Here is a 25,218-nt window from a genome sequence, read left to right on the forward strand (position 1 = left end):
CCTGGGTGGGCGGCTTTCAGGCCTTGATCTTGAAGGAATCGGCGTACTGCTTCGGGTTCTTGCCGTCCCAGACCACGCCGTCGATCAGCTTGCTGCTGCGCAGCTCGCTCTTGGGCAGCGCGGCCTTGGCGGCGGTCGCGGCCTGCTTGTAGAGCTCGACCTGGTTGATCTGCCGCGCCACGCCCAGGTAGTCGGGATGGTCCTTGAGCAGGCCCCAGCGCTTGTGCTGGGTCAGGAACCACATGCCATCGCTCAGGTAGGGGAAGTTGGCCGCCCCCTCGTTGTAGAACTTCATGTGGTTCGGGTCGTCCCAGGTCTTGCCCATGCCGTTCTGGTAGCGGCCCAGGATGCGCTGGTTGATCGCGTCCACGCTGGTGTTGACATAGCTCTTGCCGGCGATGGTCTCGGCCATGCGGGTCTTGTTCGACAGGCTGGCATCGATCCACTGGCCGGCCTCGATGATGGCGGCGGTCACCGCGCGCGCGGTGTTGGGGTATTTCTTGACGAAGTCGCTGGTCGTGCCCAGCACCTTCTCGGGGTGGTTCTGCCAGATCTCCTGGCTGGTCGCCGCCGTCACGCCGATGCCGTCGATGATGGCGCGGTGGTTCCAGGGCTCGCCGACGCAGAAGCCGTCCATGTTGCCGATCCGCATATTGGCCACCATCTGCGGCGGCGGCACCGTGATCACCTTGGCGCCCTGGATCGGGTCGATGCCGTGCGCGGCCAGCCAGTAGTACAGCCACATCGCGTGGGTGCCGGTCGGGAAGGTCTGGGCGAAGGTGTATTCGCGCGGCTCGGCCGCCATCAGCTTGGCCAGGCCGGCGCCGTTGACGGCGCCCTTGTCGGCCAGCTTCTTGCTCAGCGTGATGGCCTGGCCGTTCTGGTTCAGGTTCATCAGCACCGCCATGTCCTTCTTCGGGCCGCCGAGCCCGAGGTGCACGCCGTAGACCAGGCCGTACAGCACATGGGCGAAGTCGAGCTCGCCGTTGACCAGCTTGTCGCGCACGCCGGCCCAGCTCGACTCCTTGGTTGGGATGATCTTGACCCCGTGCTTCTGGTCCAGGCCCAGCACGCTGGCCATCACCACGCTGGCGCAGTCGGTCAGCGGGATGAAGCCGATGCGCACTTCCTTCTTTTCTGGTGCATCGGAGCCGGCGGCATGCACCAGGGAGCGCAGCGCGGGCGAGATGCCCGCGGCTCCCACGGTGGCGGCTTGCAGCACGGTGCGGCGGCTCAGCGGGCGGTTGGCGAGGTGGATCATGACAACACTCCTGTAGGCAAGAAAAACAAAAAAGACGTCCTCATGCTGCAGTCGGCCAGAGGCCATGGCTGCAGATGGGGACGTCTTTGTCCGGTTTGGACCTGTTGCACCCGCCCTTGGGTGCCGTCGGTCCGTCGACCTTCCTTGGTCTTGAAAAAATAAAAGCAGGATTCGTGCCAGCTTTCAGGCCAGCAGGTCGATCACGTCGAGCATGCGCTGCGCGACCTCGTGCAGCCGCAGGCCCTTGTCCATCGCGGTCTTGCGCAGGCGGGCATAGGCCTCGGGTTCGCTCAGGCCCTGGCGCTGCATCAGCAGGCCCTTGGCCCGCTCGATGGTCTTGCGCTCCCTGAGTTCGGTGCGCGCGCTGTCGAGCTCGGCGCGCAAGGCCTGCTCGTGCTCGAAACGCGCCAGCGCGACGTCCAGGATCGGGCGTATGCGCGCCGCCTCGAGCCCGGCGACGATATAGGCCGTGACGCCGGCTGCCACCGCATGCCGCACCTGCGAGGTATCGCTGTCGTTGGTGAACAGCACGATCGGGCGCGGTGCCTCGCGCGTGGCCATCACCACATGCTCGAGCGCATCGCGCGCCTCGCTTTCGGCATCGACGATCACCAGGTCGGGGTGCAGCTGCGCCAGCCGCTCGGTCAGGAAGGGGTCGGCCGGCAGCACCGCGACCAGGTTGTAGCCGTTTTCCAGCAGGCCGATGCGCAGCGCGCGCGAGCGCTCGGCCTGTTGCAAGGCCTGCGGGTCCTCGTCCGCGATATCGAGATCGGGCGCGACGACGACAATGCGCAGCGATTCGCTCATGCGGGCGTGCCGTCCTGGACGGCGCTGCCAGGGCTGGCACTCGCCAGCCAGGCCTTGGCCGTGCGCAGCACCGTCTCGACCTTGCCGGGCGTCAGCCGGTTCGGGCCAGGCGTGGCGGCAGGCCGGCCCGGGAGCGAGCGGGCCTGCTGCTGGGCCAGCGCCTGCTGCATCTCCTGCAGCAGGCTGCGCTCGACCTCGCGCAGCTCGTTCATGCGCCGGCTGCAGCTGCGGAACCACTGCTCGCCCAGGCCCGGGTCGAGCGCGGCCTGGTCCACGCTGTCGGCCAGCTGCTGGCGCAGCCGTTCGAGCTCGGCCTGGGTCTCGAGTTGCAGGCTGTCCTTGAGGCGCTTGCGCGCACCCGGCCTGGCGCGGCTGATGAAGGCCGAGGCGCAGCGGTGCTGGGCCTCGATCAGCTGCACGATGCGCTGCCAGACCCGCGCATCGTGGCAAGCCGAGGCATACAGGCCGGCGCCGCTGGCGCGCTCCTGTCCGCTGTATTCCTTGGCCCACATCAGCTGCCGCAGGGTGGCGAGTTCCTGCGCCAGCGCGGGCTCCTGGATCGCCTGGACGGCGGCCTCGACCAGCTCCAGCAGTTGCGCGAGCAGGCTGCAGTAGGCATCGAACATCTGCTGGCGGGCGCAGCGCAGCAACAGCAGATCGCGGCGCAGCGGCACCAGGTCGGCCAGGCCGGGCGAGTTCAGCAGCGCCAGGCCCAGCCGCTGCAGCTTGAGCTGGCCGGGGTCCGTCGTCGCCGGCAGCGCCTCGAGCCGCAGCAGCTGGCGGCGCAAGGCCTGCTCGGCCTCTTCGCTGAGCTGCAGCTGTTCGCGCAGCGCCGAGGCGTAGCTCTCGCCCACGCTGCCCAGCAGCAACTGGCCGAGGCCGCGCTCGCGTTGCAGCTCGTCGATCAGATCGGTGCAGCCCTGCACCAGTTCGATGCATGACAGCGACCATTCCAGTGCGTTGGCTGCCTGCTGGCGCAGGGTTGCGACATGTCCAGTTTCTTGCCTCATGCTTGCTTCTCCCGAATGCGACAAAACCGTCGGCCTTGTCAAGCAAGTTCCACACCATGGCCGCACGCTTACACTTGCCCCATGTTGATCCTCGGAATCGAATCCTCCTGCGACGAGACCGGCGTCGCGCTGGTCGACGCCAGCGGCAGCGCCGTGCCGCGCCTGCTCGGCCATGCGCTGCACAGCCAGATCGAGATGCACCAGGCCTACGGCGGCGTGGTGCCCGAACTGGCCAGTCGCGACCATATCCGCCGCGTGCTGCCGCTGACCGAAGCCACCCTGCAGCAGTCCGGGCTGGACCTGGCCGCCGTCGACTTGGTCGCCTATACCCGGGGGCCGGGCCTGGCTGGCGCGCTGCTGGTCGGCGCTGGCGTCGCCTGCGCGATCGCGGCGGCGCTGGACAAGCCCACGCTGGGCGTGCATCACCTCGAAGGCCATCTGCTGTCGCCCTTCCTGAGCGCCGACCCGCCCGAATTCCCCTTCATCGCGCTGCTGGTCTCGGGCGGCCATACCCAGCTCATGCGCGTCGACGGCGTCGGCCGCTACGAGCTGCTCGGCGAAACCATCGACGATGCCGCTGGCGAGGCCTTCGACAAGTCGGCCAAGCTGCTCGGCCTGGGCTATCCCGGCGGTCCCGCGCTGTCGCGCCTGGCCCGGCAGGGCGACCCGGAGGCCTTCAAGCTGCCGCGCCCGCTGCTGCATAGCGGCGACCTCGATTTTTCCTTTGCCGGACTCAAGACCGCAGTGCTCACCCAGGCCAGGAAGCTTGGCACCGAGCTGCCCGCGCGCCAGGCCGACCTGGCCGCCTCGACCCAGGCCGCCATCGTCGAGGTGCTGGTCAAGAAATCCGTCGCCGCGCTCAAGCAGTCGGGCTTGAAGCGCCTGGTCGTCGCCGGCGGCGTCGGCGCCAATGCCAGCTTGCGCGAGCAACTCGATGCCGCCTGCGCCAAGCGCGGCTGGCGCGTGCATTACCCTGAGCTGCATCTGTGCACCGACAACGGTGCCATGATCGCGCTGGCCGCCGGCATGCGAGTCCAGGCCGGCCTGGCCGACCGGGCCGCCGCCGACTACGCCTTCGACGTGCGTCCGCGCTGGCCACTGGCCGAGCTGTCCCTGCCGGCCTGAAAGGGCTCGCTTTCCGCATTCCGGCCGGCCTGCGTTTCAGCCGGGATGCGGCTTTTCCATGGAGAAATGATGAATCTTCGCAAGCATTCGTTCAACCGCCGCCATTCCCTGCTGGCGCTGGCCGGCCTGCTGGGTGTGGCGGCGCTGCCGGTGCGGGCGGCCAGCCCGGACCAGTCGCCGATCCGCGTCGCGCTGATCGAGAGCCTGTCGGGCCCGATCGCCAACACCGGCGAGGCCGTGCACCGCAACCTGGTGCTGGCGACCGAGCGCGTCAACGCGCGCGGCGGCGTCAAGCTCGCGGGTGGCCGGGCTCCTCTGGCCATCGAACGCTACGACAGCAAGGGCCAGATCGAGGACGCGCTGGCCGCGCTGCGCTCGGCCATCGATGCCGGCATCCGCATCGTCGCCCAGGGCAACTCCTCGGCGGTCGCCGGCGCCCTGGTCGAGGCCATCGCCAAGCACAACGAGCGCAATCCGGCGCAGCAGGTGCTGTTCCTCAACTATTCCGCGGTCGATCCGGCGCTGACCAACGAGCGCTGCAACTTCTGGCATTTCCGCTTCGATGCCCATGCCGACATGCGCATGGCCGCGCTGATGGACGTGCTCAAGAACGACCGCCAGGTCGCCAGCGCCTACCTGATCGGCCAGGACTACAGCTTCGGCCAGTCGGTGCTGCGCGAGGCCAAGCGCCAGCTCTCGATGCGCCGCCCCGACGTGAAGATCGTCGGCGAGGAACTGCATCCGATGGCGCGCGTGAAGGATTTCCTGCCCTACGCGACCAAGATCAAGGCCAGCGGCGCCCAGGCCGTCATCACCGGCAACTGGGGCAACGACCTGACCCTGCTGATCAAGGCCGCGCGCGAGGTCGGCTACGAGGGCAAGTTCTACACCTTCTATGGCAACGCGCTCGGTGCGCCGGCTGCCATCGGCGATGCCGGCGTCGGCCAGGTGCTGGCGGTGGCCGAATGGTTCCCGAACGCGCTGGGCCAGGCCAGCAAGGCCTTCTACCAGGCCTTCCGCCAGCGCTTCCCCAAGCCCGAGGACGATTACGTGCACCTGCGCATGCAGCTGATGATCGAGGCGCTGGCGCAGGCGATCGAGCGCGCGGCCGCCCAGCCGGTGGGGCAGGGCGCTGCCAAGGGTCAGTCGGCCGTCCCGAGCGCGCTGGCCATCGCGCGCGCGCTCGAGCAGGCCGATGTCAGCCTGGCCGGCCAGCGCCTGCAGATGCGCGCCGCCGACCACCAGGCGCAGCAGCCGCTGATGGTCGCGATCATGGAGCGCAAGGGCGCCAAGGGAGTGGCCTTCGATGTCGAGGGCTCGGGCTACGGCTTCCGGGTCGTGCACCAGCTCAATGCCGAGGCGGCCTCGCACGCGCACAGCTGCCGCATGGTGCGGCCTTGAAGCCCCTGGCGCGGCCGGCCTGGCCCGCGCTATAATCAGCGACCCCCGCCATTTCGGCGAGCGGTTTCACGCCCGTTGCGGCTGCCCCCAAGAGGAGGCTGCGGCGGGATGCAAGTCATACAAGGACCACCATGATCTCTTTCGACAACAAGGCGCAAGTCATTGCCGCCAACGCCCGCAGCGCCAACGACACCGGTAGCCCGGAAGTCCAGGTCGCCATCATGACCGCCCGCATCAACGAACTGATGCCGCACTTCAAGGCTCACGCCAAGGACCACCACGGTCGTCGCGGCCTGCTGAAGATGGTCAGCCGTCGTCGCAAGCTGCTGGACTACCTGAAGGCCAAGGACGCTGCGCGTTACGTCGCCCTGATCCAGAAGCTGGGCCTGCGCAAGTAAACTTGACGCTGTCTTGCTGACCGAAACGCCTGGGTTGCTTGGCCACTCAGGCGTTTTGCGCTTTTAAACCCTTCAATCGGAGTTGTGTCTTTTCAGAGCGAAGCTGTGTCATTCCAACGGGGTCCCCTGGGGCTGCGCTGGAATGGCATCGTGTTCTGAGGGCCTGACTCCAGGCACCGTGCGCTGCCCCTTAGCGCACAACATCCTAGGAAAACCATGAGCCTGTTCAACAAAGTCACCAAGACCTTCCAATGGGGTCAGCACACCGTCCGCATGGAAACCGGCGAGATCGCGCGCCAGTCCAGCGGCGCCGTGCTGCTCGACATGGACGGTACCGTCGTGCTGGCCACCGTCGTCGCCAAGTCCGACGCCAAGGCCGGCCAGGACTTCTTCCCGCTGACCGTCGACTACATCGAGAAGTCATACGCCGCCGGCAAGATCCCGGGCAGCTTCTTCAAGCGCGAAGGCCGTCCGTCCGAGTTCGAGACCCTGACCAGCCGCCTGATCGACCGTCCGATCCGTCCGCTGTTCCCGGAAGGCTTCTTCAACGAAGTCCAGGTCGTGATCCACACCCTGTCGCTCAACCCCGAGGTTGATGCCGACATCGCCGCCATGATCGCCACCAGCGCCGCGCTGTCGGTCTCTGGCATCCCGTTCAACGGCCCGATCGGCGCAGCCCGCGTCGGCTATGTCAACGGCGAGTTCGTGCTCAACCCGGGCCAGACCGCGCGCAACAACAGCCAGATGGACCTGGTCGTCGCCGGCACCGAAGCCGCCGTGCTGATGGTCGAGTCCGAGGCGCAGCAACTGTCCGAGGAAACCATGCTGGCCGCCGTCGTGTTCGGCCACGAGCAGGGCAATATCGCCATCGCCGCGATCAACGAGCTGGTGCGCGAAGCCGGCAAGCCGGAGTGGAACTGGCAAGCCCCGGCGCGCGACGAAGCGCTGATCGCCAAGGTCGAGGCCCTGGGCGCCGACAAGCTGGCTGCTGCCTACCAGATTCGCAACAAGCAGGCCCGCACCCAGGCCTGCCGCAGCGCCTACGCCGAAGTCATGGCTGGCCTGAAGGCCGATGGCGTCGAGTTCGACGCCGTCAAGGTCGAAGGCCTGCTGTTTGACATCGAGGCGCGCATCGTGCGCGGCCAGATCCTGGCCGGCGAGCCGCGCATCGACGGCCGCGACACCCGCACCGTGCGCCCGATCGAGATCCGCAACGGCGTGCTGCCGCGCACCCACGGCTCGGCCTTGTTCACCCGCGGCGAGACCCAGGCGCTCGTCGTGGCAACGCTGGGTACCGACCGCGACGCGCAGCGCATCGACGCGCTGGCTGGCGAGTTCGAAGACCGCTTCATGCTGCACTACAACATGCCTCCCTTCGCCACTGGCGAAACCGGCCGTGTCGGCAGCCCCAAGCGCCGCGAGATCGGCCACGGCCGCCTGGCCAAGCGCGCCCTGGTCGCCGCGCTGCCGTCCAAGGAAGAGTTCCCCTACACCCTGCGCGTGGTGTCCGAGATCACCGAGTCCAACGGCTCCTCGTCGATGGCTTCGGTCTGCGGCGGCTGCCTGGCGCTCATGGATGCCGGCGTGCCGATGAAGGCCCATGTGGCCGGCATCGCCATGGGCCTGATCAAGGACGGCAACCGCTTCGCGGTGCTGACCGACATCCTGGGTGACGAGGACCACCTCGGCGACATGGACTTCAAGGTCGCCGGCACCACCGCTGGCGTGACCGCGCTGCAGATGGACATCAAGATCCAGGGCATCACCAAGGAAATCATGCAGGTCGCGCTGGCCCAGGCCAAGGAAGCCCGCCTGCACATCCTCGACAAGATGCAAAGCGCCATGGGCGAAGCCAAGACCGAGATCTCGGACTTCGCGCCCAAGCTCTTCACCATGAAGATCAACCCCGAGAAGATCCGCGACGTGATCGGCAAGGGCGGCGCCACCATCCGCGCGCTGACCGAGGAAACCGGCTGCCAGATCAACATCGAGGAAGACGGCACCATCACCATCGCTGCTGCCGAGTCGGCCAAGGCTGACGAGGCCAAGCGCCGCATCGAGCAGATCACGGCCGAGGTCGAGGTCGGCAAGGTCTACGAAGGCCCGGTCACCAAGATCCTGGACTTCGGTGCCCTGATCAACCTGCTGCCGGGCAAGGACGGTCTGCTGCACATCAGCCAGATCGCGCACCAACGTGTCGAGAAGGTCACCGACTTCCTGAGCGAAGGCCAGATCGTCAAGGTCAAGGTGCTCGAGACCGACGAGAAGGGCCGCGTCAAGCTGTCGATGAAGGCGCTGATCGATCGCGACGAAGCGTTCGCCCAGCAACAGCAACAACAGCAGTAAGCCAGCCATGCAGGCCGTCGAGATCACCACCCCTGGCGCCCCCGAGGTGCTTCAGTTGGTGCAGCGCGAGCGTCCGGTGCCGGGCGCTGGCGAGCTGCTGATCCGCGTCAGCGCATCGGGCGTCAACCGTCCCGACGTGCTGCAGCGCACCGGCAACTATCCGGTGCCGCCGGGTGCCTCCGACATTCCCGGCCTCGAAGTGGCCGGTGTGATCGTCGAGGGCGATGCCGCGGCGCTCGCCGCCGAGGGCTTGCACCTCGGCGACCGCGTCTGCGCGCTGGTGGCCGGCGGCGGCTATGCCGAGTACTGCGTCGCCCCGGTGGCGCAATGCCTGCCGGTGCCCAAGGGCTGGACCGACCTGGAGGCCGCCGGCCTGCCCGAGACCTTCTTCACGGTCTGGAGCAATGTCTTCGAGCGTGGCCACCTGCAGCCGGGCGAAACCCTGCTGGTGCAGGGCGGCTCGAGCGGCATCGGCGTGACCGCGATCCAGCTGGCCAAGGCGCGCGGCGCCCAGGTCATCGTGACCGTGGGCAGCGCCGAGAAGGCGCAGGCCTGCCTCGCGCTCGGCGCCGACCATGCGATCGACTACAAGTCGCAGGACTTCGTCGCCGAGGTCGCCCGTCTGACGGACGGACGCGGCGTCGATGTCATTCTCGACATGGTGGCCGGTCCCTATGTGGCGCGCGAGATCGACTGCCTGGCCGAGGACGGCCGCCTGGTCATCATCGCGGTGCAGGGTGGCGCCAAGGCCGAGATCAATGCCGGCAAGGTGCTGCGCCGGCGCCTGACGGTCACCGGCTCGACGCTGCGTCCGCGCCCGCTGGCCTTCAAGGCCGCGATCGCGCGCTCGCTGCGCCATGTGGTCTGGCCGCTGATCGAGTCCGGCCAGATCAAGCCCGTGATCCATCAGGTGTTCCCGGCGGCGCAGGCTGCGCAGGCGCATGAGCTGATGGAATCCAACCGGCACATCGGCAAGATCCTGCTCGACTGGGCATCCGCCTGAATCCGCAACCCCCTTGCTCCTTGTCACGCATGACGAAGAAACTGATAGTCGGCAACTGGAAGATGAACGGCAGCCTGGCCGCCAATGCCGGGCTGCTGCAGGCCCTGCTGGCCGGACTGGGCGATCAGGCAGCCGCTGCCGATGTCGCCCTCTGCGCCAGTGCCCCCTACCTGGCGCAGCTGCAGGCCTTGCTGCAGGGCAGCGCGATCGGCTGGGGCGCCCAGGACTGCTCGGCCCACGAGTCGGGCGCCTACACCGGCGAGGTCGCCGCCGCGATGCTGCGCGACTTCGGTTGCCGCTACGTCATCCTCGGCCATTCGGAGCGCCGCCAGTACCATGGCGAGACCGATGACCAGGTGGCGCAGAAGGCGCAGCGCGCGCTGGCCGCCGGCATCACGCCCATCGTCTGCGTCGGCGAGACGCTGGCCGACCGCGAAGCCGGCCGCACCGAGTTCGTCGTCAAGCGCCAGCTGTCGGCCGTGATTCACGCCGTCGGCCATTGCGCCAGCGAGATCGTGGTGGCCTACGAGCCGGTCTGGGCCATCGGCACCGGCCGTACCGCGACGCCCGAGCAGGCGCAAGCCGTGCATGCGGTGCTGCGCGCCCAGCTCAAGGCGGCCTCGGCGCATTCGAGCCGCAACCGCATCCTCTACGGCGGCAGCATGAACGCGGGCAATGCCGCCGAACTGCTCTGCCAGTCCGACATCGACGGCGGCCTGATCGGCGGCGCCTCGCTCAAGGCCGACGAATTCCTCTCCATCATTGCCAGCTGTCCGCTTGCGGCGGCTGGCCTCTGAAGCACCAGATCATGACCATTCTCTTCAACCTGCTTTTGATCGTTCAAATCCTGTCCGCGCTGGCCATGATCGGCCTGATCCTGATGCAGCACGGCAAGGGCGCCGATGCTGGCGCAGCCTTCGGCGGCGGCGGCTCGGCCAGCCTGTTCGGCGCCACCGGCGGCGCCAACTTCCTGTCGCGCAGCACCGGCGTGCTGGCCACCGTGTTCTTCGTCTGCACGCTGGCGCTGGCCTACTTTGGCCACTCCAAGCCGGCCAGCAGCGGCAGCGTGCTCGAGAGCGCGGCGCCCGCTGCTGCCGCGCCGGCGACGGCTCCGGTCCAGCCGGCTGCCGGCCAGATCCCGGGCCAGTGATGACGAAAGCGCCCGCTGCATAAAAAGCTGCGGGCGGCCGAGAAAAGCGATTTTTTCGGGATAGAATACACGAATTGGTGCAGCGCAGTACCCCGGTACTTGCAACAAGTTGTATCAAGACAATAGCCGACGTGGTGAAATTGGTAGACACGCTATCTTGAGGGGGTAGTGGCGAAAGCTGTGCGAGTTCGAGTCTCGCCGTCGGCACCAAAAATTCAATGGGCGCGCAAGGCGTCCGCGGAACAAGCAAATGGACATAGCACAATACCTCCCGGTACTCTTGTTTGTTTTGGTCGGTCTTGCGGTAGGTGTGCTGCCGCAAGTCCTGGGCTACATACTAGGCCCCAATCGCCCTGACGCGGCGAAAAACTCCCCTTACGAGTGCGGCTTCGAAGCTTTCGAAGACGCGCGCATGAAGTTCGATGTGCGTTACTACCTGATCGCCATCCTCTTCATATTGTTCGACCTGGAAATCGCGTTCCTCATCCCTTGGGCGGTCGCCTTGACCGACATCGGTTCGACCGGTTTCTGGACCGGCGTGGTGTTCCTGATCGACCTGCTCGTGGGCTTTGTCTACGCCTGGAAGATCGGTGCCCTGGACTGGGAATGAAGCGCGCTAGCGCTCAGGAGTACAAATGATCGAAGGCGTCTTCAAGGAAGGTTTCATCACCACCAGCTACGATTCGGTGGTGAACTGGGCCAAAACCGGTTCGCTCTGGCCCATGACCTTTGGTCTGGCCTGCTGCGCGGTCGAGATGATGCATGCGGCGACCGCCCGCTATGACATCGCCCGCTTCGGTGCCGAAGTCTTCCGTGCCAGTCCGCGTCAGTCCGACCTCATGATCGTGGCCGGTACCCTCTGCAACAAGATGGCGCCCGCGCTGCGCAAGGTCTACGACCAGATGGCCGAGCCGCGCTGGGTCCTGTCGATGGGCTCCTGCGCCAACGGCGGCGGCTACTACCACTACAGCTATTCGGTGGTGCGTGGCTGTGACCGCATCGTGCCGGTCGATGTCTATGTGCCGGGCTGCCCGCCGACGGCCGAAGCGCTGATCTACGGCATCATCCAGCTGCAGAACAAGATCCGCCGCACCAACACCATTGCGCGCGCTTGAGCGCCGGAGACCCCCCGATGACGAACGCAACCGCACAGGCTGTGGCGATCGCCCCTGAGGCGCTGCAGCAAACCGTCGCCGAGGTGCTCGGCGACAAGATCAAGAAGACCAAGCTCGAGCACGGTGAAGTCACCGTTGAAGTCGCTCCCGCCGACTACTTCGAGGCCATGCAGCTGCTGCGCGACGCGCCGGGCTGCCGCTTCGACCAGCTGCTCGACATCTGCGGCCTCGACTATTCCGCCTACCGCGACGGCGCCTGGGAAGGCCAGCGCTTCGCGGTGGTCGCGCATCTGCTGTCGGTCGAGCTCAACCAGCGCCTGCGCGTGCGCGTGTTCTGCGCCGACGACGACTTCCCGGTCGTTGCCACGCTGTGCCCGCTCTGGTCGTCGGCCAACTGGTACGAGCGCGAAGCCTTCGACCTCTATGGCATCGTGTTCGAAGGCCATGAGGACCTGCGCCGCATTCTGACCGACTACGGCTTCATCGGTCACCCCTTCCGCAAGGACTTCCCCGTGACCGGCCATGTCGAGATGCGCTACGACGCCGAGCGCCGCCGCGTGGTCTACGAGCCGGTTTCCATCGAGGCGCGCGAGATCACGCCGCGCATCATCCGCGAAGACAACTACGGGGGCCTGCACTGAAGGGCTGATGCCCCTTAGGCGAAATCATGGCTGAAATCAAGAACTACACCCTCAACTTCGGTCCGCAGCACCCGGCCGCGCACGGCGTGCTGCGTCTCGTGCTCGAGCTCGACGGCGAAGTAGTGCAACGCGCCGACCCGCATATCGGCCTGTTGCACCGCGCCACCGAGAAGCTGGCCGAGACCAAGACCTTCATCCAGTCGCTGCCCTACATGGACCGGCTGGATTACGTGTCGATGATGTGCAACGAGCACGCCTACTGCCTGGCGATCGAGAAGCTGCTCGGCATCGAGGTGCCGATCCGCGCCCAGTACATCCGCGTGATGTTCAGCGAGATCACCCGCATGCTCAACCACCTGATGTGGCTGGGCTCGCACGGCAACGACATCGGCAGCTCGACCATCCTGATCTACGCCTTCCGCGAGCGCGAGGACCTGTTCGACATGTACGAGGCGGTGTCGGGCGCGCGCATGCACGCGGCCTATTTCCGTCCGGGCGGCGTCTACCGCGACCTGCCGGACACCATGCCGCAGTACAAGCACAGCAAGATCCGCAATGCGCGTGCCATGGCCGAGATGAACGAGAACCGCCAGGGTTCCCTGCTCGACTTCATCGACGACTTCACCCAGCGCTTCCCCAAGTACCTGGCCGAATACCACACCCTGCTGACCGACAACCGGATCTGGAAGCAGCGTACCGTCGGCATCGGCGTCGTCTCCCCCGAGCGCGCGCTCAACATGGGCCTGACCGGCCCGATGCTGCGCGGCTCCGGCTTTGCCTGGGACTTGCGCAAGAAGCAGCCCTACGATGCCTACGACAAGGTCGAGTTCGACATTCCGGTCGGCAAGACCGGCGACACCTACGACCGCTACCTGGTCCGGATGGAAGAGCTCAAGCAGTCCAACCGCATCATCAAGCAGTGCGTCGACTGGCTGCGTGCCAACCCGGGTCCGGTCATCACCGACAACCACAAGGTGGCACCGCCTTCGCGCGAAGCGATGAAGTCGAACATGGAGGAGCTGATCCACCATTTCAAGCTCTTCACCGAAGGTTTCCACGTCCCCGAGGGCGAGGCCTATGCCGCGGTCGAGCACCCGAAGGGCGAGTTCGGCATCTACCTGGTCAGCGACGGCGCCAACAAGCCGTACCGGCTCAAGATCCGCGCTCCGGGCTTTGCCCACCTGGCCAGCCTCGACGAGATGGCCAAGGGCCACATGCTGGCCGACGCGGTCGCCATCATCGGCACCATGGATATCGTGTTTGGAGAAATTGACCGATGAGCTCCATCAAGCAAGGCGTGCAGGCCCAGTCCTTCTCGGAAGCGACGCTGGCCCGTTTCGCACGCGAAGTGGCCAAGTACCCGGCCGAACAGAAGCAGTCGGCCGTGATGGCCATCCTGTCCATCGTGCAGCAGGAGCAGGGCTGGGTCAGCCCCGAGTCCGAGCAGGGCATCGCCGACTACCTCGGCATGCCGGCGATGGCCGTGCATGAGGTCACGACCTTCTACAACATGTACAACCAGCGTCCGGTGGGCAAGTACAAGCTCAACGTCTGCACCAACCTGCCTTGCGTGCTGCGCGACGGGCAGAAGGCGCTGGCCCATCTCGAGCAGAAGCTCGGCATCCACATGGGCGAGACCTCGGCCGACGGCCTGTTCACGCTGCAGCAGTCCGAATGCCTGGGCGCCTGCGCCGACTCGCCGGTGATGCTGGTCAACGACCGCCACATGTGCAGCTTCATGAGCAACAGCCGGCTCGATCAGCTGATCGACGACCTGCGCGCCGCGGAGGGCAAGGCATGAACGCCAACCAAGTGCTGCAACAATTCTCCGCCTCCGGCGTCGAGACCTGCTTCCACGATCGCCACATCAACCCGCAGATCTACGCGGGCCTGAATGGCAAGAACTGGTCGATCAAGGACTACGAAGCGCGTGGCGGCTATGCCGCGCTGCGCAAGATCCTGGGCCAGGACGGCGGCGAAGGCCTGAACCAGGACCAGGTCATCGCGACGGTCAAGGAATCCGGCCTGCGCGGCCGCGGCGGCGCGGGTTTCCCGACCGGCCTGAAGTGGAGCTTCATGCCGCGCCAGTTCCCGGGCGTCAAGCATCTGGTATGCAACTCGGACGAAGGCGAGCCGGGCACCTGCAAGGATCGCGAGATCCTGATGCACAACCCGCACATCGTGATCGAGGGCATGATCATCGCTGCCTACGCGATGGGCATTCCGCTCGGCTACAACTACATCCACGGCGAGATCTTCGAGGTCTACGAGCGCTTCGAGGCAGCCCTCGAGGAAGCGCGCGCGGCCGGCTACCTGGGTGACAACATCATGGGCAGCAGCTTCAGCTTCCAGCTGCATGCTGCCCACGGCTTCGGCGCCTACATCTGCGGCGAGGAAACCGCGCTGCTCGAGTCGCTCGAGGGCAAGAAGGGCCAGCCGCGCTTCAAGCCGCCGTTCCCGGCCAGCTTCGGCCTGTACGGCAAGCCGACCACCATCAACAACACCGAGACCTTCGCGGCGGTGCCCTGGATCATCCGCAACGGCGGCCAGGCCTACCTCGAGTGCGGCAAGCCCAACAACGGCGGCACCAAGATCTTCTCGGTCAGCGGTGACGTCGAGCGTCCGGGCAACTACGAGATCCCGCTCGGCACCCCGTTTGCCAAGCTGCTCGAGCTCGCCGGTGGCGTGCGCCAGGGGCGCAAGCTCAAGGCGGTGATTCCGGGCGGTTCGTCCTCGCCGGTGCTGCCGGCCGACATCATCATGAACTGCACGATGGACTACGACTCCATCGCCAAGGCCGGCTCGATGCTGGGCTCGGGCGCGGTGATCGTGATGGACGACACGCGCTGCATGGTCAAGTCGCTGCAGCGCCTGTCCTACTTCTACATGCACGAGTCCTGCGGCCAGTGCACGCCTTGCCGCGAAGGCACGGGCTGGCTCTGGCGCATGGTCGACCGCATCGAGCGCGGCGAGGGCAAGCCCAGCGATCTGGCGCTGCTCGACAACGTGGCCGAGAACATCATGGGCCGCACCATCTGCGCCCTGGGCGACGCAGCGGCAATGCCGGTGCGCGGCATGATCAAACATTTCCGGCACGAGTTCGAGCACCACATCGAACACAAGACCTGCATGGTCCCGGCATACGTCTGAGGTCTTTGAACCATGGTTGAAATCGAACTCGACGGCAAGAAAGTGCAAGTACCCCCCGGCAGCATGGTCATGCATGCAGCCGAAAAGGTGGGTACCTATATCCCGCACTTCTGCTATCACAAGAAACTCTCCATCGCGGCATCCTGCCGCATGTGCCTGGTCGACGTCGAGAAGGCGCCCAAGGCCATGCCGGCCTGCGCCACGCCCGTCACCATGGGCATGGTCGTGCGCACCAAGTCCGACAAGGCCGTCAAGGCCCAGAAGTCGGTCATGGAGTTCCTGCTGATCAACCACCCGCTGGACTGCCCGATCTGCGACCAGGGCGGCGAGTGCCAGCTGCAGGACATCGCGGTCGGCTACGGCGGCGGCGAATCGCGCTACGAGGAAGAAAAGCGCGTCGTGATGCCGAAGGACGTCGGCCCGCTGGTTTCGATGCAGGAAATGAGCCGCTGCATCCAGTGCACCCGCTGCGTGCGCTTCGGCCAGGAAATCGCCGGCGTCATGGAGCTCGGCATGTCGCATCGCGGCGAGCACGCCGAGATCGAGACCTTCGTCGGCCAGTCCGTCGACTCCGAGCTGTCGGGCAACATGATCGACATCTGCCCGGTCGGCGCGCTGACCAGCAAGCCGTTCCGCTACAACGCGCGCAGCTGGGAGCTGGGCCGGCGCAAGAGCGTCAGCCCGCACGACTCGGCCGGCGCCAACCTGATCGTCCAGGTCAAGAACAACCAGGTCATGCGTGTCGTCCCGTTCGAGAACGAGGAAGTCAACGAATGCTGGATCGCCGACCGCGACCGCTTCTCCTACGAGGCACTGAACTCGGCCGAGCGCCTGACCAAGCCCATGCTCAAGCAGGGCGGCGTCTGGAAGGAAGTGGACTGGCAGATCGCGCTCGAATATGTCGCCAATGGCCTGAAGACCATCAAGGCCGAGCAGGGCGCCCAGGCCATCGGCCTGCTGGCCAGCCCGCACAGCACGGTCGAGGAACTGGCCCTGGCCGGCGCCCTGGTGCGCGGCCTGGGCAGTTCGAACATCGACAGCCGCCTGCGTGCGGCCGACTTCGGCAACGTCGCCCCCGAGGGCGAGGCGCGCTGGCTCGGCCTGCCGATCGCCGCACTGAGCGACCTGCAGCGCGTGCTGGTGGTCGGCTCGAACCTGCGCAAGGACCATCCGCTGTTCGCCCAGCGCATCCGCCAGGCTGTCCGCAAGGGCGCCCAGGTCCATGCGCTGAACGAGTCGGTGCAGGACTGGGCCATGCCGGTGGCCAACACCCTGGTGGCCGAGGCCACCCACTGGACCCAGGCGCTGGCGGCCATCGCCGCTGCCGTGGCCGAGTCCAAGGGCGTTGCCGCTCCGGTCGCTGCCACTATCGATGACGCCGCCCGCGCCATCGCCGCCTCGCTGCTGGGCGGTGACCGCAAGGCGGTGCTGCTCGGCAATGCCGCCGCCCACCATGCCCAGGCTTCCAGCCTGCTGGCCCTGGCGCAGTGGATTGCAACGCAGACCGGTGCCAGCTTCGGCTACCTGAGCGAGGCGGCCAACACCGTCGGCGCGCAGCTGGTGCGCGCGCTGCCCGGTCAGGGCGGTCTCGACGCCGGCCAGATGCTGTCCGGCAGCCTCAAGGCGGCGCTGCTGCTCAACGTCGAGCCCGGCGCCGACACGGCGATCGACGGCAAGGCCCTGGCCAATGCCGAGATGGTCGTGACCTTGAGCCCGTTCAAGACCAATCTGGACATCAGCGACGTGCTGCTGCCGATCGCACCGTTCAGCGAGACCTCGGGTTCCTTCGTCAACGCCGAAGGCCGGCTGCAGAGCTTCCATGCCGTGGTCAAGCCGCTGGGCGAGACCCGCCCGGCCTGGAAGGTGCTGCGCGTGCTCGGCAACCTGCTCGATCTGGGCGGTTTCGCCCAGGAGTCCACCCAGGATGTGCTGGCCCAGGCCCTGCCTGGCGTCGTGAGCGGCGAGCTCGTATCGGCCGTGCGCCTGTCTAACCGGACCGATGCCGCGATCGACACCGCTGCTGCCGTCGGCAAGCCCTGCGTGGCGTCGATTTACCAACTGGACGCGCTGGTGCGTCGCGCCGGTTCCCTGCAACTGACGGCTGACGCCCGTGCTGTCTCGGAGGTGAGCGCATGATCGATGCTCTGTACAACGGCGGCCTGAACCTGGTTCCCGCCCAATGGTGGGCCACCATGGCCTGGCCGGTCCTGTGGATCCTGCTCAAGATCGTCGCGGTGCTGGCACCGCTGATGGGCGCCGTCGCCTACATGACGCTGTGGGAGCGCAAGCTGCTGGGCTTCATGCAGGTCCGCCTCGGTCCCAACCGCGTCGGCCCCAAGGGCCTGCTGCAGCCGATCGCCGACGCGGTCAAGCTGCTGTCCAAGGAACTGATCAACCCGACGGCGGCTGCCAAGGGCCTGTTCCGCCTCGGTCCGGTCATGGCCATCATGCCGGCGCTGGCCGCTTGGGTGGTGGTGCCGTTCGGCCCCGAAGCCGTGCTGGCCAATGTCAACGCCGGCCTGCTGGTCATCCTCGCGATCACCTCGATCGAAGTCTACGGCGTGATCATCGCCGGCTGGGCCTCGAACTCCAAGTACGCCTTCCTCGGCGCGCTGCGCGCCTCGGCGCAGATGGTGAGCTACGAGATCGCGATCGGCTTCTGCTTCCTGATCGTCGTCATGACCGCCGGCAGCCTGAACCTGGCCGAGATCGTCGCCTCGCAGGCACGCGGCTTCGCGGCCGACAACGGCCTGAGCTTCCTGTCCTGGAACTGGCTGCCGCTGCTGCCGGTGTTCTTCGTCTACCTGATCTCGGGCGTGGCCGAAACCAACCGCCATCCCTTCGACGTGGTCGAGGGCGAAGCCGAGATCGTCGCCGGTCACATGGTCGAGTACTCGGGCATGGGCTTCGCGATCTTCTTCCTGGCCGAATACGCCAGCATGTGGCTGATCTCGATGCTGGCCGTGCTGATGTTCCTGGGTGGCTGGCTGTCGCCTTTCGCCTTCCTCGACTTCATCCCGGGCTGGATCTGGCTGGGCCTCAAGTCCTTCCTGATCATGTCGGCCTTCATCTGGATCCGCGCCACCTTCCCGCGCTACCGCTATGACCAGATCATGCGTCTGGGCTGGAAGATCTTCATTCCCGTGACCCTGGTCTGGTTGCTGCTGGTCGGCTTCCTGATGCAGTCTTCCTGGAATATCTGGAAGTAATTGGGGCCAAACAAGATGTCTGCTAACACGACGACCACCGCCGTTGCGCCCTTCTCGCTGAAGGACTTTTTCAAGAGCTTCATGCTGGTGGAGCTCTTCAAGGGCATGGCCCTGACCGGCCGCTACACCTTCCGCCGCAAGGTCACGGTGCAGTTCCCCGAAGAGAAGACCCCGCTGTCGCCGCGCTTCCGCGGCCTGCATGCGCAGCGCCGCTACGAGAACGGCGAGGAGCGCTGCATCGCCTGCAAGCTGTGCGAGGCGATCTGCCCGGCCATGGCCATCACCATCGAGGCCGGCCCGCGCCAGGATGACGGCTCGCGCCGCACCACCCGCTACGACATCGACCTGACCAAGTGCATCTTTTGCGGTTTCTGCGAAGAGGCCTGCCCGGTCGACGCCATCGTCGAGACCCAGATCCTGGAGTACCACGGCGAGAAGCGCGGTGACCTGTACTTCACCAAGGACATGCTGCTGGCGGTCGGTGACAAGTTCGAACCCGAGATCGCCGCAGCCAAGGCCGCGGACGCCAAGTACCGCTGAGGCTAAGGATCACCATGGAATTCCAGACCGGATTTTTCTACCTGTTCTCGGCGGTGCTGCTGTTCGCAGCCTTCCGGACCGTCACCGCGCGCAGCCCCGTGCATGCGGTGCTCTACCTGATGCTGGCCTTCTCGCAGGCCGCCGCCATCTGGCTGCTGCTCAAGGCCGAGTTCCTCGGCATCACCTTGGTGCTGGTCTACCTGGGCGCCGTCATGGTGCTGTTCCTGTTCGTCGTGATGATGCTCGACATCAACGTCGAGGAGTTGCGCCAGGGCTTCTGGAAGAACTTCCCGCTCGCCGCGATCATGGGCGCCGGCATCGGCTTCGAGCTGATCAGCGTGCTGTGGATCGGCTTCCCCGAGATGGTCGTGGCGCCCGAGGTCGCGCAGACCGCGATGCACCTGGCCGACCACAACAACACGCGTGAAATCGGCAAGCTGATGTACTCGCAGTACTTCGTGGCGGTCGAGATCGCCGCCGTGATCCTGCTGGTCGGCATGTTCGCCGCGATTGCACTGACCCTGCGCCAGCGCAAGGACAGCAAGGCGATCGACCCCTCGATCCAAGTCAAGGTGCGCGCCGCCGACCGCCTCGAAGTCGTGTCGCTGCCGGCCACCCGCCCCGCACAACAGCCGGAGAGCCAAGCATGAGTCTGACCCTGGGACATTTCCTCTCGCTGGGCGCGATCCTGTTCGCGCTGTCGGTGGTCGGCATCTACCTGAACCGCAAGAACCTGATCGTGCTGCTGATGGCGATCGAGTTGATGCTGCTGGCAGTGAACATGAACTTCGTGGCCTTTGCCCATTACCTGGGTGACCTCAACGGCCAGATCTTCGTGTTCTTCGTCCTGACCGTTGCAGCCGCGGAGTCCGCGATCGGCCTCGCCATCCTGGTGCTGCTGTTCCGCAACAAGTCGTCCATCAACGTGGATGAGCTCAACTCGCTCAAGGGCTAAGGGCTCGAGGGTTCAACGCCAAGTCTAAAAATGAGTACAAGCCTCTCTGCAAGCACCTTGCTGGCGGTGCCCCTGGCCCCGCTGGTCGGCTCCGCGCTGGCCGGCGTCCTCGGCACCCGGTTCGGCGGCAACCTGCTGGGCCGTCGTGCCGCCCACTGCCTGACCATCCTGGGCGTGTTCGTCGCGCTCGTGATCTCGGTCATCACCTTCAACGATGTCCTCGACGGTGCCCGCTTCAACGCCACCATCTACGAGTGGATGGTCATCGGCGGCATGAAGATGGAAATCGGCTTCATGGTCGACGGCCTGACCGCGATGATGATGTGCGTCGTCACCTTCGTCTCGCTGATGGTCCACCTCTACACCATCGGCTACATGGAAGAAGACGAGGGCTACAACCGCTTCTTCGCCTACATCTCGCTGTTCACCTTCAGCATGCTGATGCTCGTCATGAGCAACAACCTGCTGCAGCTGTTCTTCGGCTGGGAAGCCGTCGGCCTGGTGTCCTACCTGCTGATCGGTTTCTGGTTCAACAAGCCGACCGCGATCTTCGCCAACATGAAGGCCTTCCTGGTCAACCGCGTCGGCGACTTCGGCTTCATCCTGGGCATCGGCCTGCTGGCGGCCTACACCGGCTCGCTGAACTACACCGAGATTTTCGCCAAGGCGCCCGAGCTGGCCGCGATCGAGTTCCCGTGGTACATCATGGGGCAGGACGCGATGCTGGTGACCGTGATCGGCATCTGCCTGTTCATCGGCGCGATGGGCAAGTCGGCCCAGTTCCCGCTGCATGTCTGGCTGCCGGACTCGATGGAAGGCCCGACCCCGATCTCCGCGCTGATCCACGCCGCCACCATGGTGACGGCCGGCATCTTCATGGTCTCGCGCATGTCGCCGATCTATGAGCTGTCCGACACCGCGCTGAACTTCATCCTGGTGATCGGTGCCATCACCGCGCTGTTCATGGGCTTCCTGGGCATCATCCAGAACGACATCAAGCGCGTCATCGCCTACTCGACCCTGTCGCAGCTGGGCTACATGACCGTCGCTCTCGGCGCCTCGGCCTACTCGGTCGCGGTGTTCCACCTGATGACCCACGCCTTCTTCAAGGCACTGCTGTTCCTCGGCGCCGGCTCGGTCATCATGGGCCTGCACCACAACCAGGACATCCGCTGGATGGGCAATGTGCGCAAGTACATGAAGATCACCTGGATCACCTTCGTGCTCGGCACCCTGGCGCTGATCGGCACCCCGCTGTTCTCGGGCTTCTACTCGAAGGACAGCATCATCGAGGCGGTGCATTTCAGCAACCTGCCGGCCGCCGGTTTCGCCCACTTCGCGGTGCTGGCGGGCGTGTTCGTGACCTCGTTCTACTCGTTCCGCCTGTACTTCCTGGTCTTCCACGGCCAGGAGCGCTACGACCAGAACCCGGACGCGCACCACGGTCATCACGATGACCACCATGACGACCACGCCGCGCATGACGACCATGGCCACCATGGCGACGGCAAGCCGCACGAGTCGCCCTGGGTCGTGACCGTGCCGCTGCTGCTGCTGGCGATTCCCTCGGTGCTGATCGGCTACTTCACGATCGAGCCGATGCTCTATGGCGACTTCCTGAAGGACGCCATCACGATCAACCTGCATGCCCACCCGGCGCTGGAAATGCTGGCCGAGGAATTCCACGGTCCGCTGGCGATGGCCCAGCACGCGCTGACCACCGCGCCGTTCTGGCTGGCCCTGGCCGGTGCCGTCTCGGCCTGGTACATGTACCTGGTCAACCCGGCCGTGCCGGCCTTCTTCGCCCGTGCCCTGCGCCCGCTGATCGTGATCCTGGAGAACAAGTACTTCATGGACTGGATCAACGAGAACATCCTGGCCAAGGCAGCACGCGGCCTGGGCCTGGGTCTCTGGAAGGGCGGCGACCGCGGCATCATCGAGGCTGCCGTCGTCAACCTGAGCTGGAAGATCGTCGGTGCGGTCGCGGGCCTGGTGCGCCGCTTCCAGACCGGCTACTTGTATACCTACGCGTTCTGGATGATCGCAGGCGTGCTGGCCTTCATGATCTATTTCGTGCAGCTCGCCAAATAAGGAGAAGAACAAGATGGGTTTGCTGAGCCTTGCGATCTGGACGCCAGTCCTGTTTGGTGTCCTTCTACTCGCCATGGGTGGCGACAAGCGTGATTCGGGCGCCGTGCGCTGGCTCGCGCTGCTCGGAGCCGTCGCCGGCCTGGCCGTGACGGTGCCGCTCTACACCGGCTTCCAGGCGGGTTCCGCCGCGATGCAGTTCGTCGAGCGCGTGCTGTGGGTGCCGGCCTTCAACGTCCATTACCACCTGGCGGTGGACGGCATCTCGCTCTGGCTGGTGCTGCTGACCGCCTTCATCAACCTGATCGTGGTGCTGGCCGGCTGGGAAGTGATCCAGGAGCGCGTGAACCAGTACATGGGCGCCTTCCTGATCCTGTCGGGCCTGATGATCGGTGTCTTCAGCGCGCAGGATGCGATGCTGTTCTACATCTTCTTCGAAGCCACGCTGATCCCGATGTACCTGATCATCGGCATCTGGGGCGGTCCGAACAAGATCTACGCCGCGTTCAAGTTCTTCCTCTACACCCTGCTCGGCTCGCTGCTGATGCTGGTGGCGCTGATTTACCTGTACAACGTCTCGGGTGGCAGCTTCGACCTGCAGGCCTGGTACAAGCTGCCGCTGGGCGCCCAGGCACAGACCCTGCTGTTCTTCGCCTTCTTTGCCGCCTTCGCGGTCAAGATCCCGATGTGGCCGGTCCACACCTGGTTGCCCGACGTGCACGTCGAGGCGCCGACCGGCGGCTCCGCCGTGCTGGCCGCGATCATGCTGAAGCTGGGTGCCTACGGCTTCCTGCGCTTCTCGCTGCCGATCACGCCCGATGCCGCGCATGAATGGTCGGGCCTGATGGTCGGCCTGTCGCTGGTCGCCGTGGTCTATGTCGGCCTGGTCGCGATGGTGCAGCAGGACATGAAGAAGCTGGTCGCGTACTCGTCGGTCGCGCACATGGGCTTCGTCTCGCTGGGCTTCTTCCTGTTCAACGACCTGTCGGTCTCGGGCGCCATCGTGCAGATGATTGCCCACGGCTTCGTCTCGGCCGCGATGTTCCTCGGCATCGGCGTGCTGTACGACCGTGTCCACTCGCGCGAGATCGCTTCCTACGGCGGCGTGGTCAACACCATGCCCAAGTTCGCCGCCTTCGCGCTGCTGTTCACGATGGCCAACTGCGGCCTGCCGGGCACCGCTGGCTTCGTCGGCGAGTGGATGGTGATCCTGGGCGCCGTCAAGGCCAACTTCTGGGTCGGCCTGATCGCCGCCAGCGCGCTGATCTTCGGCGCCGCCTATTCGCTCTGGATGTTCAAGCGCGTCTACCTGGGCCCGGTCGGCAACGACGATGTCAAGGCGCTGCAGGACATCAACGGCCGCGAATTCCTGGTCATGGCATTGCTGGCCGTGATGGTGCTCTACATGGGCATCCATCCCAAGCCCTTCACTGACGTGATGGACGCTTCGGTCGCCGAGCTGCTCAAGCATGTGGCCGTCTCCAAGCTGCCCTGAGGCCCACCCCTCTCAACGTTTCGAAAGAGCACAACAATGATAGAGAGTAACAACTGGGCGGCGGTTGCGCCGGAGCTGCTGCTCCTGGCCATGACCAGCCTGATCGCCCTGTTCGATCTGGCGGTCAAGACCCCGCTGCGCGGCGCGACCTACCGCCTGACGCTGCTGACGCTCGCGGTGGTGGCGGCCCTGCATTTCGTGCAGGCCGGCAGCGACGAGACCGTCTATGTCTTCAGCCACATGATCGTGGTCGATCCGATGGCCTCGCTGCTCAAGGGCTTCGCCACCCTGGCAGTGCTGGTGACCCTGGTCTACAGCCGTCCCTACGCCGGTGCGCGCGACATGCTGCGCGCGGGCGACCTGTTCACGCTGTCGCTCTACTCGCTGCTGGGCATGTGCGTGATGATCTCGGGCCATCACTTCCTGACCCTCTACCTGGGCTTGGAGCTGCTGACCCTGCCGGGCTATGCCCTGGTCGCGTTGCGCCGCGACGAGCTGCGCTCGACCGAAGCCGCCATGAAGTACTTCGTGCTCGGCTCGCTGGCCAGCGGCTTCCTGCTCTACGGCCTGTCTCTGGTCTATGGCGCCACCGGCTCGCTCGACCTCGCCGAGGTGCAGCAGGCGGTCTCCAGCGGCATGCTCGACAAGACCGTGCTGATGCTGGGCCTGGTCTTCGTCGTCGCCGGCCTGGCCTTCAAGCTCGGTGCCGTGCCCTTCCACATGTGGGTGCCTGACGTCTACCACGGTGCACCGACCGCCGTCACGCTGATGATCGGCGGTGCGCCCAAGCTGGCCGCCTTCGCGATCGTGATGCGCCTGCTGGTCGAGGGCATGCTGCCGCTGGTCTGGCACTGGCAGCAGATGCTGATGGTGCTGGCCGTGGCCTCGCTGCTGATCGGCAACCTGGCCGCCGTCGCGCAGACCAACCTCAAGCGCATGCTGGCCTTCTCGACCATCGCGCAGATGGGCTTCGTGCTGCTGTCCTTCGTCTCGGGCGTGGTCGGCCAGGACGGCACCAACATGAACGCGGCCTACAGCTCGGCCATGTTCTACATGATCACCTATGTGCTGACCACGCTGGCGGCCTTCGGCGTCATCCTGCTGCTGGCGCGCGACGGCTTCGAGTCGGAGGAAATCTCCGACCTGGCCGGCCTGAACCAGCGCAATCCGATGTTCGCCGCCGTCATGACCTGCTGCATGTTCTCGCTCGCAGGCGTGCCGCCCCTGGTCGGCTTCTATGCCAAGTTCTCGGTGCTGCAGTCGCTGCTCAACGCCGGCGGTGGCGTCTACATCGGCCTGACGGTGTTCGCGGTCATGATGTCGCTGATCGGCGCCTTCTACTACCTGCGCGTGGTCAAGGTCATGTACTTCGATGCGCCGGTGCAGACCGCAGCGATCGAGGCAGATGCCGACCAGCGCATCATGCTGGGGCTCAACGGCGCCCTGGTGCTGGGCCTGGGCCTGATGCCCGGCGGCCTGATGATGCTGTGCGACCAGGCCATCCTGGCGCTCTGGCACTGAGCC

General features: G+C 65.9%; 24 protein-coding genes and 1 tRNA gene. 22 read left to right on the plus strand and 3 right to left on the minus strand.

Features of this window, described 5'->3' with window-relative positions; all coding sequences use genetic code 11:
* Positions 1 to 16: 16 nt before the first annotated feature.
* The 3 genes from C6P64_RS07965 to C6P64_RS07975 form a co-directional block, all read right to left on the minus strand.
* Complete coding sequence (locus C6P64_RS07965; RefSeq protein ID WP_105748029.1) at positions 17 to 1,261, minus strand: CmpA/NrtA family ABC transporter substrate-binding protein; 1,245 nt, start codon at positions 1,259 to 1,261, stop codon at positions 17 to 19.
* 183 nt (positions 1,262 to 1,444) lie between these two features.
* Positions 1,445 to 2,068, minus strand: coding sequence for an ANTAR domain-containing response regulator (locus C6P64_RS07970; protein ID WP_105748030.1), 624 nt, complete (start codon positions 2,066 to 2,068; stop codon positions 1,445 to 1,447).
* Positions 2,065 to 3,078, minus strand: a complete 1,014-nt coding sequence (locus tag C6P64_RS07975; RefSeq protein WP_170073065.1) for a nitrate- and nitrite sensing domain-containing protein — start codon at positions 3,076 to 3,078, stop codon at positions 2,065 to 2,067. Before C6P64_RS07975 ends, C6P64_RS07970 begins: the two co-directional genes overlap by 4 nt.
* Before the next feature lie 81 nt (positions 3,079 to 3,159).
* Here C6P64_RS07975 and tsaD point away from each other — a divergent pair, with 81 nt between their 5' ends.
* From tsaD to nuoN, 22 genes are all read left to right on the plus strand, one after another.
* Entirely contained in the window at positions 3,160 to 4,203 is a 1,044-nt protein-coding gene (gene tsaD / locus C6P64_RS07980) for a tRNA (adenosine(37)-N6)-threonylcarbamoyltransferase complex transferase subunit TsaD (RefSeq protein ID WP_105748031.1), read from the plus strand.
* A gap of 66 nt (positions 4,204 to 4,269) precedes the next feature.
* Positions 4,270 to 5,604 (plus strand): branched-chain amino acid ABC transporter substrate-binding protein, encoded by a 1,335-nt coding sequence (locus tag C6P64_RS07985; protein WP_105748032.1) that lies wholly within the window; start codon positions 4,270 to 4,272, stop codon positions 5,602 to 5,604.
* 131 nt (positions 5,605 to 5,735) lie between these two features.
* Positions 5,736 to 6,002 carry a 30S ribosomal protein S15 gene (gene rpsO / locus C6P64_RS07990; protein WP_105748033.1) on the plus strand — a complete coding sequence of 89 codons (267 nt, stop codon included), beginning with the start codon at positions 5,736 to 5,738 and terminating at the stop codon, positions 6,000 to 6,002.
* 216 nt (positions 6,003 to 6,218) lie between these two features.
* Complete coding sequence (gene pnp, locus C6P64_RS07995) at positions 6,219 to 8,348, plus strand: polyribonucleotide nucleotidyltransferase (RefSeq protein WP_105748034.1); 2,130 nt, start codon at positions 6,219 to 6,221, stop codon at positions 8,346 to 8,348.
* A gap of 7 nt (positions 8,349 to 8,355) precedes the next feature.
* Positions 8,356 to 9,351 carry an NAD(P)H-quinone oxidoreductase gene (locus C6P64_RS08000; protein WP_105748035.1) on the plus strand — a complete coding sequence of 332 codons (996 nt, stop codon included), beginning with the start codon at positions 8,356 to 8,358 and terminating at the stop codon, positions 9,349 to 9,351.
* Between the two features lie 29 nt (positions 9,352 to 9,380).
* On the plus strand, positions 9,381 to 10,148 hold the full coding sequence (gene tpiA / locus C6P64_RS08005; protein ID WP_105748036.1) for a triose-phosphate isomerase: 768 nt from the start codon (positions 9,381 to 9,383) through the stop codon (positions 10,146 to 10,148).
* Positions 10,149 to 10,159: 11 nt separating this feature from the next.
* A complete protein-coding gene (gene secG, locus C6P64_RS08010) occupies positions 10,160 to 10,501 on the plus strand; it encodes a preprotein translocase subunit SecG (protein ID WP_105748037.1) in 342 nt (113 codons plus the stop codon).
* A gap of 125 nt (positions 10,502 to 10,626) precedes the next feature.
* Positions 10,627 to 10,711: transfer RNA gene (locus C6P64_RS08015), tRNA-Leu, on the plus strand.
* A gap of 40 nt (positions 10,712 to 10,751) precedes the next feature.
* Positions 10,752 to 11,111, plus strand: coding sequence for an NADH-quinone oxidoreductase subunit A (locus C6P64_RS08020; RefSeq protein WP_105748038.1), 360 nt, complete (start codon positions 10,752 to 10,754; stop codon positions 11,109 to 11,111).
* A 25-nt stretch (positions 11,112 to 11,136) separates the two neighbouring features.
* The gene (locus tag C6P64_RS08025; RefSeq protein ID WP_105729463.1) at positions 11,137 to 11,616 is read left to right on the plus strand and encodes a NuoB/complex I 20 kDa subunit family protein; all 480 of its coding nucleotides are present in this window, start codon (positions 11,137 to 11,139) and stop codon (positions 11,614 to 11,616) included.
* Between the two features lie 17 nt (positions 11,617 to 11,633).
* On the plus strand, positions 11,634 to 12,257 hold the full coding sequence (locus C6P64_RS08030) for an NADH-quinone oxidoreductase subunit C (RefSeq protein WP_105748039.1): 624 nt from the start codon (positions 11,634 to 11,636) through the stop codon (positions 12,255 to 12,257).
* Between the two features lie 26 nt (positions 12,258 to 12,283).
* Positions 12,284 to 13,537: an NADH-quinone oxidoreductase subunit D gene (locus C6P64_RS08035; RefSeq protein WP_105748040.1), complete on the plus strand. Its 1,254-nt coding sequence runs from the start codon at positions 12,284 to 12,286 to the stop codon at positions 13,535 to 13,537.
* Positions 13,534 to 14,058: an NADH-quinone oxidoreductase subunit NuoE gene (gene nuoE / locus C6P64_RS08040; RefSeq protein WP_105748041.1), complete on the plus strand. Its 525-nt coding sequence runs from the start codon at positions 13,534 to 13,536 to the stop codon at positions 14,056 to 14,058. Before C6P64_RS08035 ends, nuoE begins: the two co-directional genes overlap by 4 nt.
* Positions 14,055 to 15,407, plus strand: a complete 1,353-nt coding sequence (nuoF, locus tag C6P64_RS08045) for an NADH-quinone oxidoreductase subunit NuoF (RefSeq protein ID WP_105748042.1) — start codon at positions 14,055 to 14,057, stop codon at positions 15,405 to 15,407. The genes nuoE and nuoF overlap by 4 nt, the downstream gene beginning before the upstream one ends.
* Before the next feature lie 12 nt (positions 15,408 to 15,419).
* Entirely contained in the window at positions 15,420 to 17,543 is a 2,124-nt protein-coding gene (nuoG, locus tag C6P64_RS08050; RefSeq protein ID WP_105748043.1) for an NADH-quinone oxidoreductase subunit NuoG, read from the plus strand.
* Positions 17,540 to 18,616: an NADH-quinone oxidoreductase subunit NuoH gene (gene nuoH / locus C6P64_RS08055; protein WP_105748044.1), complete on the plus strand. Its 1,077-nt coding sequence runs from the start codon at positions 17,540 to 17,542 to the stop codon at positions 18,614 to 18,616. The genes nuoG and nuoH overlap by 4 nt, the downstream gene beginning before the upstream one ends.
* A 15-nt stretch (positions 18,617 to 18,631) precedes the next feature.
* Positions 18,632 to 19,156 carry an NADH-quinone oxidoreductase subunit NuoI gene (gene nuoI, locus C6P64_RS08060; RefSeq protein ID WP_105748045.1) on the plus strand — a complete coding sequence of 175 codons (525 nt, stop codon included), beginning with the start codon at positions 18,632 to 18,634 and terminating at the stop codon, positions 19,154 to 19,156.
* A 14-nt stretch (positions 19,157 to 19,170) separates the two neighbouring features.
* The gene (locus tag C6P64_RS08065) at positions 19,171 to 19,806 is read left to right on the plus strand and encodes an NADH-quinone oxidoreductase subunit J (RefSeq protein ID WP_105748046.1); all 636 of its coding nucleotides are present in this window, start codon (positions 19,171 to 19,173) and stop codon (positions 19,804 to 19,806) included.
* A complete protein-coding gene (nuoK, locus tag C6P64_RS08070; protein WP_105748047.1) occupies positions 19,803 to 20,111 on the plus strand; it encodes an NADH-quinone oxidoreductase subunit NuoK in 309 nt (102 codons plus the stop codon). The genes C6P64_RS08065 and nuoK overlap by 4 nt, the downstream gene beginning before the upstream one ends.
* A 30-nt stretch (positions 20,112 to 20,141) precedes the next feature.
* Positions 20,142 to 22,202: an NADH-quinone oxidoreductase subunit L gene (gene nuoL / locus C6P64_RS08075; RefSeq protein WP_105748048.1), complete on the plus strand. Its 2,061-nt coding sequence runs from the start codon at positions 20,142 to 20,144 to the stop codon at positions 22,200 to 22,202.
* A gap of 13 nt (positions 22,203 to 22,215) precedes the next feature.
* The gene (locus C6P64_RS08080) at positions 22,216 to 23,694 is read left to right on the plus strand and encodes an NADH-quinone oxidoreductase subunit M (protein ID WP_105748049.1); all 1,479 of its coding nucleotides are present in this window, start codon (positions 22,216 to 22,218) and stop codon (positions 23,692 to 23,694) included.
* A gap of 36 nt (positions 23,695 to 23,730) precedes the next feature.
* Entirely contained in the window at positions 23,731 to 25,215 is a 1,485-nt protein-coding gene (gene nuoN, locus C6P64_RS08085; RefSeq protein ID WP_105748050.1) for an NADH-quinone oxidoreductase subunit NuoN, read from the plus strand.
* Positions 25,216 to 25,218 lie beyond the last annotated feature (3 nt).

Origin of the sequence: Malikia granosa (genome assembly GCF_002980595.1) — a bacterium.
In the GTDB taxonomy this organism is placed as follows: Bacteria; Pseudomonadota; Gammaproteobacteria; order Burkholderiales; family Burkholderiaceae_C; genus Malikia; species Malikia granosa.

What these genes read in the sequence shown, in the direction of transcription:
- C6P64_RS07965 (WP_105748029.1), bottom strand. Translation starts at nt 1,261, where the DNA reads ATGATCCACCTCGCCAACCGCCCGCTGAGCCGCCGCACCGTGCTGCAA.
- C6P64_RS07970 (WP_105748030.1), bottom strand. Translation starts at nt 2,068, where the DNA reads ATGAGCGAATCGCTGCGCATTGTCGTCGTCGCGCCCGATCTCGATATC.
- C6P64_RS07975 (WP_170073065.1), bottom strand. Translation starts at nt 3,078, where the DNA reads ATGAGGCAAGAAACTGGACATGTCGCAACCCTGCGCCAGCAGGCAGCC.
- tsaD (WP_105748031.1), top strand. Translation starts at nt 3,160, where the DNA reads ATGTTGATCCTCGGAATCGAATCCTCCTGCGACGAGACCGGCGTCGCG.
- C6P64_RS07985 (WP_105748032.1), top strand. Translation starts at nt 4,270, where the DNA reads ATGATGAATCTTCGCAAGCATTCGTTCAACCGCCGCCATTCCCTGCTG.
- rpsO (WP_105748033.1), top strand. Translation starts at nt 5,736, where the DNA reads ATGATCTCTTTCGACAACAAGGCGCAAGTCATTGCCGCCAACGCCCGC.
- pnp (WP_105748034.1), top strand. Translation starts at nt 6,219, where the DNA reads ATGAGCCTGTTCAACAAAGTCACCAAGACCTTCCAATGGGGTCAGCAC.
- C6P64_RS08000 (WP_105748035.1), top strand. Translation starts at nt 8,356, where the DNA reads ATGCAGGCCGTCGAGATCACCACCCCTGGCGCCCCCGAGGTGCTTCAG.
- tpiA (WP_105748036.1), top strand. Translation starts at nt 9,381, where the DNA reads ATGACGAAGAAACTGATAGTCGGCAACTGGAAGATGAACGGCAGCCTG.
- secG (WP_105748037.1), top strand. Translation starts at nt 10,160, where the DNA reads ATGACCATTCTCTTCAACCTGCTTTTGATCGTTCAAATCCTGTCCGCG.
- C6P64_RS08020 (WP_105748038.1), top strand. Translation starts at nt 10,752, where the DNA reads ATGGACATAGCACAATACCTCCCGGTACTCTTGTTTGTTTTGGTCGGT.
- C6P64_RS08025 (WP_105729463.1), top strand. Translation starts at nt 11,137, where the DNA reads ATGATCGAAGGCGTCTTCAAGGAAGGTTTCATCACCACCAGCTACGAT.
- C6P64_RS08030 (WP_105748039.1), top strand. Translation starts at nt 11,634, where the DNA reads ATGACGAACGCAACCGCACAGGCTGTGGCGATCGCCCCTGAGGCGCTG.
- C6P64_RS08035 (WP_105748040.1), top strand. Translation starts at nt 12,284, where the DNA reads ATGGCTGAAATCAAGAACTACACCCTCAACTTCGGTCCGCAGCACCCG.
- nuoE (WP_105748041.1), top strand. Translation starts at nt 13,534, where the DNA reads ATGAGCTCCATCAAGCAAGGCGTGCAGGCCCAGTCCTTCTCGGAAGCG.
- nuoF (WP_105748042.1), top strand. Translation starts at nt 14,055, where the DNA reads ATGAACGCCAACCAAGTGCTGCAACAATTCTCCGCCTCCGGCGTCGAG.
- nuoG (WP_105748043.1), top strand. Translation starts at nt 15,420, where the DNA reads ATGGTTGAAATCGAACTCGACGGCAAGAAAGTGCAAGTACCCCCCGGC.
- nuoH (WP_105748044.1), top strand. Translation starts at nt 17,540, where the DNA reads ATGATCGATGCTCTGTACAACGGCGGCCTGAACCTGGTTCCCGCCCAA.
- nuoI (WP_105748045.1), top strand. Translation starts at nt 18,632, where the DNA reads ATGTCTGCTAACACGACGACCACCGCCGTTGCGCCCTTCTCGCTGAAG.
- C6P64_RS08065 (WP_105748046.1), top strand. Translation starts at nt 19,171, where the DNA reads ATGGAATTCCAGACCGGATTTTTCTACCTGTTCTCGGCGGTGCTGCTG.
- nuoK (WP_105748047.1), top strand. Translation starts at nt 19,803, where the DNA reads ATGAGTCTGACCCTGGGACATTTCCTCTCGCTGGGCGCGATCCTGTTC.
- nuoL (WP_105748048.1), top strand. Translation starts at nt 20,142, where the DNA reads ATGAGTACAAGCCTCTCTGCAAGCACCTTGCTGGCGGTGCCCCTGGCC.
- C6P64_RS08080 (WP_105748049.1), top strand. Translation starts at nt 22,216, where the DNA reads ATGGGTTTGCTGAGCCTTGCGATCTGGACGCCAGTCCTGTTTGGTGTC.
- nuoN (WP_105748050.1), top strand. Translation starts at nt 23,731, where the DNA reads ATGATAGAGAGTAACAACTGGGCGGCGGTTGCGCCGGAGCTGCTGCTC.